Annotated in this window: 11 protein-coding genes and 1 pseudogene; 6 read left to right on the top strand and 6 right to left on the bottom strand. The window is 63.1% G+C overall.

Annotated elements, in window-relative coordinates; all coding sequences use genetic code 11:
* The 3 genes and pseudogenes from gatB to EOC06_RS24785 form a co-directional block, all read left to right on the top strand.
* Positions 1–295, top strand: a pseudogene (gatB, locus tag EOC06_RS24795) (Asp-tRNA(Asn)/Glu-tRNA(Gln) amidotransferase GatCAB subunit B); the annotation flags it as partial.
* A 4-nt stretch (positions 296–299) separates the two neighbouring features.
* On the top strand, positions 300–788 hold the full coding sequence (locus tag EOC06_RS24790; protein ID WP_127397922.1) for a GNAT family N-acetyltransferase: 489 nt from the start codon (positions 300–302) through the stop codon (positions 786–788).
* Between the two features lie 83 nt (positions 789–871).
* Positions 872–1,216 carry an antibiotic resistance protein VanZ gene (locus EOC06_RS24785; protein WP_023812139.1) on the top strand — a complete coding sequence of 115 codons (345 nt, stop codon included), beginning with the start codon at positions 872–874 and terminating at the stop codon, positions 1,214–1,216.
* A 98-nt stretch (positions 1,217–1,314) separates the two neighbouring features.
* Here the strand turns inward: EOC06_RS24785 and panC are convergent, their stop codons facing one another.
* Together panC and panB are read right to left on the bottom strand one after the other, a co-directional pair.
* Positions 1,315–2,166, bottom strand: coding sequence for a pantoate--beta-alanine ligase (gene panC / locus EOC06_RS24780; RefSeq protein WP_128309023.1), 852 nt, complete (start codon positions 2,164–2,166; stop codon positions 1,315–1,317).
* Positions 2,163–3,005: a 3-methyl-2-oxobutanoate hydroxymethyltransferase gene (gene panB, locus EOC06_RS24775; RefSeq protein WP_127409015.1), complete on the bottom strand. Its 843-nt coding sequence runs from the start codon at positions 3,003–3,005 to the stop codon at positions 2,163–2,165. The genes panC and panB overlap by 4 nt, the downstream gene beginning before the upstream one ends.
* A 229-nt stretch (positions 3,006–3,234) precedes the next feature.
* Here panB and EOC06_RS24770 point away from each other — a divergent pair, with 229 nt between their 5' ends.
* The 3 genes from EOC06_RS24770 to EOC06_RS24760 all read left to right on the top strand — a co-directional run bounded on the left by EOC06_RS24770 (position 3,235) and on the right by EOC06_RS24760 (position 4,810).
* Positions 3,235–3,633, top strand: a complete 399-nt coding sequence (locus EOC06_RS24770; protein ID WP_013531353.1) for an NADH:ubiquinone oxidoreductase subunit NDUFA12 — start codon at positions 3,235–3,237, stop codon at positions 3,631–3,633.
* A gap of 124 nt (positions 3,634–3,757) precedes the next feature.
* The gene (locus tag EOC06_RS24765; protein WP_128309022.1) at positions 3,758–4,348 is read left to right on the top strand and encodes a DUF2155 domain-containing protein; all 591 of its coding nucleotides are present in this window, start codon (positions 3,758–3,760) and stop codon (positions 4,346–4,348) included.
* Between the two features lie 75 nt (positions 4,349–4,423).
* Entirely contained in the window at positions 4,424–4,810 is a 387-nt protein-coding gene (locus EOC06_RS24760) for a hypothetical protein (protein WP_127381585.1), read from the top strand.
* A 9-nt stretch (positions 4,811–4,819) separates the two neighbouring features.
* Here EOC06_RS24760 and aat read toward each other — a convergent pair whose 3' ends face one another.
* The 4 genes from aat to EOC06_RS43450 form a co-directional block, all read right to left on the bottom strand.
* Entirely contained in the window at positions 4,820–5,437 is a 618-nt protein-coding gene (gene aat, locus EOC06_RS24755; RefSeq protein ID WP_128309021.1) for a leucyl/phenylalanyl-tRNA--protein transferase, read from the bottom strand.
* Positions 5,438–5,449: 12 nt separating this feature from the next.
* Positions 5,450–6,781 (bottom strand): acetyl-CoA carboxylase biotin carboxylase subunit, encoded by a 1,332-nt coding sequence (accC, locus tag EOC06_RS24750; protein WP_245470028.1) that lies wholly within the window; start codon positions 6,779–6,781, stop codon positions 5,450–5,452.
* A gap of 22 nt (positions 6,782–6,803) precedes the next feature.
* Entirely contained in the window at positions 6,804–7,262 is a 459-nt protein-coding gene (accB, locus tag EOC06_RS24745; RefSeq protein WP_127269234.1) for an acetyl-CoA carboxylase biotin carboxyl carrier protein, read from the bottom strand.
* A 26-nt stretch (positions 7,263–7,288) separates the two neighbouring features.
* Positions 7,289–7,566: type II 3-dehydroquinate dehydratase (locus EOC06_RS43450; RefSeq protein ID WP_245470025.1), on the bottom strand; the 278-nt coding region annotated here is incomplete at its 5' end.

The raw sequence follows: 7,566 nt of genomic DNA, 5'->3' as shown, positions 1-7,566 counted from the left end.
GGATGGCACCATCTCCGGCAAGATCGCCAAGGACCTGTTCGAGATCGTCTGGAATGAGGGCGGCGACCCGCGCCAACTGGTCGAGAGCCGTGGCATGAAGCAGGTCACCGATACCGGCGCCATCGAGAAGGCCGTCGACGACGTTATCGCCGCCAACCCTGACAAGGTCGAACAGGCGCGCGCCAAGCCGAGCATGGCCGGCTGGTTCGTCGGCCAGGTGATGAAGGCGACCGGCGGCAAGGCCAACCCGCAAGCCGTCAACGACCTCGTCAAGGCCAAGCTGGGCATCGAGTAGCGCCGTGTTCGTCCGCACCGCAGGTGAACGCGACCTTGCCGCTGTGCGGACGCTGCTGGTGGAAACGTGGCATGCGACCTATGACGCCATTTATGGCGCTGCCAAAGTCACCGAGATCACCGACGAATGGCACTCGATTGCTTCGCTCCGCTCGCGGCTGACGCGGCCGAATTCGGAATTCCTGGTGGCCGATGATGGCAAGCGGATCGGCGGCATGGCTTTCGCCGCCGCCACCGCCGATGCGAAAATCATCCTGCTGAACCAGCTCTACGTCCATCCGGACTGCCAAAGGCGCGGGATCGGGCAAGCACTGCTCGACGAGGTCGAGGCCAGTTTCCCGGAAGCGCGAACGCTGCGCGTCGAGGTCGAGGAGGCCAATGGCGGCGCCATCGCCTTCTATCGGTCGAAAGGGTTCTTGCCTGTCAGTGCCGCGGAGGAGTCCCGTGATACCTCAAGGCCGACGACGCTGAGTTTCGAGAAGTCGCTCGGATAGATTGCCACCGGGATGAATAGAGCGACCCGGCCATGCGTCATCGCGGCGTTTGCTGTGCCGGCTCACGACGGATATGCAAGAGCATGACCAAACTGTCCCGCATTACAGCGCTGGCGCTGCTCGCCATCATCATTTTCGCGACCTTGTCGCCGATCCAGATGCGGCCGCACCTCGCTGAAGCGAATGTCGAGCGTGCCTTGGCTTATGTCCTGCTGGGCTTCGCCCTGGCGATCGGCTTCCCCAACCGACTGTACCAGGTCGTGATCTTCGTGGCTGTGACCGCCGGCATGCTGGAACTGCTTCAGCTCATTGATCCCGGTCGCCATGCACGCCTCATCGATGCATTGGTAAAAGCCCTGGCCGGGGTGGTTGGGATCGTCGCGGGACACCTGATCGTCAGGGCCGGCGGACAAAAGAGCGAGAGCTAGGCGCGGCAGCAATCCGCCGCGATACGTCGACCCCAAAGAGTACGGGACCATCGACTGTGGTCGGCCCGTGTCTATCTGGCCGAAGGATCGAGCCTTCGCTAAACAGCGGGAACCCCGACATTGTCGATCAGTCTGGTCTTGCCGAGCCATGCTGCCGCGAGAAGACGCCCTTCGTGGTTTCGATGCCATGGCGCAAGCGTCAGGCTTTCGCGTGCCTGGACATAGTCGACCTTTTGAAAGCCGGCGGCGATGAGGGCGCGGCTGGCCTCTTCGGTTGCGTCGCTCTGGCCGGCGCCTGCCGCCAGCGCCGCAGCCGTATTGCGCAATATGACGTTGAGTTGGCGGGCGATCTTCAGTTCGGCCTCATCGAGATAGGCGTTGCGTGATGACATGGCGAGACCCTGCGCGTCGCGGATCGTCGGTGCGCCGATGATCTCGACAGGCAGGTCGAGGTCGCGGCAGAGTTGCCTCACCACGCAAAGCTGCTGGTAGTCCTTCTCGCCGAAGACCGCACAGTCGGGCGTTGCCTGCAGGAGGAGCTTTGCCACCACGGTGGCGACGCCGTCGAAAAAGGTCGGCCGAAAGTCCGATTCGAGCCCGCCGGAGGGGCCGCCGACCGAGATTTTCGTGGCGAAGCCCGCAGGATACATCTCGCCAACCGTCGGTGTGAAGGCAAGGTCGGCCTTTGCCGCGCCCAGTTGGTCGAGGTCGCGGGCGAGTTGGCGCGGGTACTTGTCGAGGTCTTCGCTCGGCGCGAACTGCGTCGGATTGACGAAAATCGACACGACGCAGCGCTCGGCTTTTTGGAGCGCGATCCTGACCAGCGAGATGTGCCCGTCATGCAAAGCACCCATGGTCGGCACCATGGCGACACGAAGGCCGTCGCGCCGCCAGTCCCGGATTTGCGCGCGAAGTGCGGCTACGCTGTCGACGACGACGGGTTGGCTCATGTGTCGTCCCTGCTGTTTGTCGCCGAAAAGACATGGCCGGGGCCGGGGAATGTCCGGCCCCGCACCTCGGCTGCATAGGATTCCGCTGCATGCGAGATCACGCTGCGCAGGTCGGCGTATTCCTTGACGAATTTCGGCACGCGATCGACGGTCAGCCCGACCATGTCGTCGATGACCAGGATCTGGCCGTCGCATTCACCGCTGGCACCGATGCCGATGGTTGGAATGGCGAGACGGCGGCTGATATCGGCGGCGACCCTCTCGACCGTGCCTTCGATGACCACCGAGAAAGCGCCGGCATTCTCGACGGCGAGCGCATCGCGAAGCAATGCCGCAACAGCCTCCTCGGTGCGGCCCTTGATCTTGTAGCCGCCGTCCTTCTCGACCGATTGCGGCTGCAGGCCGATATGTCCCATCACCGGAATGCCGGCGGCGACGATGGCCTCGATCTGGCTGATCATGTCGAGGCCGCCTTCGAGCTTCACCGCCTGGCAGCCGGTTTCGTCGACGACCCGCCGCGCCGAGGTGACGGCTTGCGCTGCCGTTGCCTCATAGGTGCCGGCCGGCAGGTCGACGACGACGCAGGCCCTGGCCGAGCCGCGCATCACGGCCTGCCCATGTGCGATCATCATCTCCAGCGAGGCGCCCAGCGTCGTCTTGTGGCCATGCAGGACCATGGCGACACTGTCGCCGACCAGAAGCAGGTCAACATGGTGATCGAGCAGACGGGCGATGGGATAGGTATAGGCGGTCAGGCAAACGATCGGCGTGCCGCCCTTGCGGTGGCGAATCGCCTCGGCGCTGATGCGAATGTCGGTGGTCGGCAATTCCGTGGCCAATCGTCACCTCCTTTGGCCTCAAGCCGGGCTGGATGCAGGCATGGGCGCGCAGAGCTTTAGAAATACCGTAAAGGCTTGGCAAGCGTGCATGCAGCGACCGGGAGGATCACAGGCTTGTGTCGGGTTTCCGGCAAGCCATTTGCGCGCACGCCGTGGCAAAAGCCTTGCCTTCGGCAAGGCCTGACGCCATAAGCAGGAAAACGGGCGCTGCCGGCGCGAGGGTTTTGAAATGAAGACTTTCCTTACGCAGTTTTTCACCTGGTGGAACAGCCAGACGATAGGAACCCGCCTGCACACGTGGCGGTACGGCAAGAAGGTCGGCCAGGACGAGACCGGCAATTTCTATTACGAAGGCGGCATCGATTCGGAAGGCCGCACGCGCCGCTGGGTCATCTACCGCAATTATTCGGAGGCTTCGGCGATACCGCCCGGCTGGCACGGCTGGATGCACCACCGCGTCGACGTCGCGCCGTCCAGCGAGGACTACAAGCCGCGCGATTGGCAAAAGCCGCATCAGCCCAATCTGACCGGCAGCCCGGCGGCCTATCGCCCGAAGGGCTCGGTGCTGACCAATCAGCACCGCCCGCAGGTCACCGGCGACTACGATGCCTGGACACCCGGGTCGTAGGCGACAGGGTGCAAGCCGGTCCTTTATCGCCACAATTGGTGTTTAGCTGCTTGCTGATCAGAAAACGGCGACTAGCCTTGGCGATCGACAGAATCACCCGGGCGCGAACCACCGGTATCTTTGCATGAGCTTTTCTTACTCAATATCGGCCAGTCTGGCGCTAGCCGCCGGTCTTGCCGTCAGCACCGTGGCCTTCGCCGCTTCGCCTGAGCCCGCGGCACCCGCGCCGGCGCTGCCCGCCGGAGCGGACCGGGTCACCAATGCCGTTGCCGAGTTTGCCGGTATCGACAAGATCACCGGCCGCATTATCACCTTCGATGTCTATATCGACGAGACGGTGCAGTTCGGCGCTTTGCAGGTGACGCCGCGCGTCTGCTATTCGCGGCCGCAGGCCGAGGCGCCGAAGACCGATTCCTTCGTCGAGGTCGACGAGATCACGCTCGACCGCAAAATTCGCCGCATCTTCACCGGCTGGATGTTTGCCGAAAGCCCCGGCCTCAATGCCGTCGAGCATGCCGTCTACGACGTCTGGCTGAAGGAATGCAAGCAGAAGTCGGATGTGCCGGCGCCCGACGGCGCCAAGGCTGACGCAACCAAAGCCGAGGCGCCCAAGCCCGCGGCGGCCAAACCGAAAGCCGCGACCGCTCCGGACGTGACAGAGCCTGGCGTGACGGAGCCGGACGCTTCGGACCCCGATACGACCGACACCAACTGATCCTCCGGAACCCTCCTTGCCACCATACGTTGGGGCACGGATGAGCGCGCATCTATGCGCAGGGAGGATCTTCCGATGTCAGACAGCAAGCGGATCACAGCCGGCAAGGCAGAGTTGCTGGAACTCGAAAAGGGATTCTGGACGGGCGACGCGGCCTACTATGCGGCCAATGTCGACACCGAATGCCTGGTGGCGTTTCCGCAGATGGCACAGGCGATGGACAATGCGGATCTCGCCAAGACCGCAACCAAGCCCAACCGCTGGCGCGACCTGAAAATCGACCTCAAGGGTATCATCGAGCCGGGCAGCGACATCATCATGCTGACCTACGAGGCACATGCGACACGCGAGAACGGCGAACCTTACGCCGCGCTGGTCAGCACCGGCTATGTCCATCGCGTCAACGGCTGGAAGATGATGTTCCATTCGCAAACGCCATTGGAAGCCGCCAATGGGAAGTAGGCTCAATCTTCAGGGATAGAATACGGCCTCGCCCTTCAGCGCGTCGGCCAGCAACTTTTCATATTTGCCGCGCGGCACGTCGACGGCGCCGAAGCGCTTGAGGTGCTCGGTGGTGAACTGCGTATCGAGCAGCGCGAAGCCGCGTGCCTTCAAGCGCTCGACGAGATAGAAAAGGCAGGTCTTGGAAGCGTCCGTCTCCCTGGCGAACATGCTCTCGCCAAAAAACACCCGGCCGAGCGACACGCCATAGAGGCCGCCGACCAGCCGGTCCTCGCGCCACGCCTCGACCGAATGACAATGGCCTATCCGATGCAACTCGACATAGGCTTCGCGGATCGGCGCATTGATCCAGGTCGAGCGCCGTTCCACGCGCTTTTCGGCGCAGCCGTCGATGGTCGCTTCGAAATCGAAATCGAAACGGATGTCGAAGGGGTTCTTCCTGATCGTTTTCCTGAGGCTTTTCGGCGCGTGAAAACCATCGAGCGGAATGATGCCGCGCGTCTCCGGCCGCACCCAGAACACCTCAGGGTCGCCGGCACTTTCGGCCATCGGGAAGACGCCCGAGGCGTATGCCTTGAGCAGGAGGTCGGTGGGGATGCGATAGCCGGGCGCGTAGGGGCGGGTCATCGCGTCTCCGCGCTACTCTTCCTTGGCCAGATATTTTTCCAGCCAGTGGATGTCGTAGTCGCCATTGGCGATGTCGGCATTGCCGACGAGATCGCGAAACAGCGGCAGCGTCGTCTTGATACCGTCGACGACGAACTCGTCCAGCGCGCGGCGCAGGCGCATCATGCACTCGACGCGATTACGCCCATGCACGATCAGCTTGCCGATCAGGCTGTCATAGTATGGCGGGATCTTGTAGCCGGAATAAACGCCGGAATCGACGCGGATGCCCAGGCCGCCCGGTGTGTGGAAATGGGTGATCGTGCCCGGCGAGGGGGTGAAGGTGCGCGGGTCCTCGGCGTTGATGCGGCATTCGATGGCGTGGCCGTTGAACTTGATGTCCTCCTGCTTCACCGAGAGGCCGCCACCGGAGGCGACGCGGATCTGCTCGTGGACGAGATCGATGCCGGTGATCGCTTCCGTCACCGGATGCTCGACCTGCAGGCGCGTGTTCATCTCGATGAAATAGAACTCGCCATTCTCGTAGAGGAATTCGATGGTGCCGGCGCCGGAATAGCCGAGGTCGGCGATGGCCTTGGCACAGATGCCGCCGATGCGGGCGCGCTCTTCGGCATTGAGGGCGGGCGAGGGCGCCTCTTCCCAGACCTTCTGGTGGCGGCGCTGCAAGGAACAGTCGCGCTCGCCGAAATGCACGCCGCGGCCAAAGCCGTCACCAAACACCTGGACTTCGATATGGCGCGGCTTTTCCAGGTATTTTTCGATATAAACGGCATCGTCGCCGAACGCTGCACCGGCTTCCGTGCTCGCCGTCTGCAGGGCGATCTCCAGGTCAGCCTCGGTGAGGGCGACCTTCATGCCGCGTCCGCCACCGCCGGCCGATGCCTTGATGATCACGGGATAGCCGATCTCGGCGGCAATGCGCCTGGCTTCCTTCTGGTCGGTGACGGCGCCGTCCGAACCGGGCACAACCGGAATGCCGAGGCGCTTGGCGGTTCGCTTGGCCTCGATCTTGTCGCCCATGATGCGGATATGGTCGCCGGACGGACCGATGAAGGTGATGTTATGCGCGGCCAGTATGTCGGCGAATTTGGCGTTCTCCGACAGGAAGCCGTAGCCCGGATGCACGGCGTCGGCGCCGGTGATTTCGCACGCCGCAACGATCTGATGGATGTTGAGATAGCTGTCGCGCGATGGCGGCGGACCGATGCAGACGCTCTCGTCGGCGAGCCGCACATGCATGGCGTCGGCATCGGCGGTCGAATGCACCACCACCGTCTGGATGCCGAGTTCCTTGCAGGCGCGCAGCACCCGGAGGGCGATTTCGCCGCGATTGGCGATGAGGATCTTCTAAAACATCAGGCCCGCTCTATTCGATCACGACGAGCGGCATGCCATATTCGACCGGCTGCGAATCCTCGAAAAGGATCGCGGTCACCGTGCCGGCACGTGGCGAGGGGATCTGGTTCATCGTCTTCATCGCTTCGATGATCAGCAGCGTCTGGCCTTCCTTGACCTTCTGGCCGACTTCGATGAATGCCTTGGCGTCCGGCGACGGCGCCAGGTAGGCGGTGCCGACCATCGGCGAGGTGACTGCGTTCTTGGAAATATCTGCCACAACGGGCAGAGCTGCGGAGGCAGCTTGCGCTGCTGCCGGCGCATAGGCCTGCTGCGGCGCTGCGATTGCATGAACAGCCGGCGCCTGCCGCGAGACGCGCACCTTCAGGTCGCCCAGTTCAACCTCGATCTCGGTGAGATTGGTGTCGTTCAGTATGCCCGCCAGATCGCGGATCAGTTGCTGGTCAACACCGGTCTTCTTTATCGACATTTTCGTGCCTTCTGTTTGTTGGCCGGTCATAGGCGTGCGGCCAGCGCCTGTAGCGCCAGCGTATAGCCGAGCGGCCCAAAGCCACAGATCATACCGACGGCGACCGGCGCGACCATGGAGATGTGGCGGAATGGTTCCCGCGCATGGATGTTGGAAAGATGAACTTCGGCCACCGGCAACGGCGCGACGGCGCGGATGGCGTCGTGGATGGCAATCGAGGTGTGGCTGTAGGCGCCCGGATTGATGACGATGCCGACAGCCTTGTCGCCAGCTTCCTGAATCCAGTCGACAAGGTCGCCCTCAT

The organism is Mesorhizobium sp. M7A.F.Ca.MR.362.00.0.0 (assembly GCF_004023175.1).
Taxonomy (GTDB): Bacteria; Pseudomonadota; Alphaproteobacteria; order Rhizobiales; family Rhizobiaceae; genus Mesorhizobium.
This window is presented reverse-complemented; position numbering and strand designations above follow the sequence as displayed.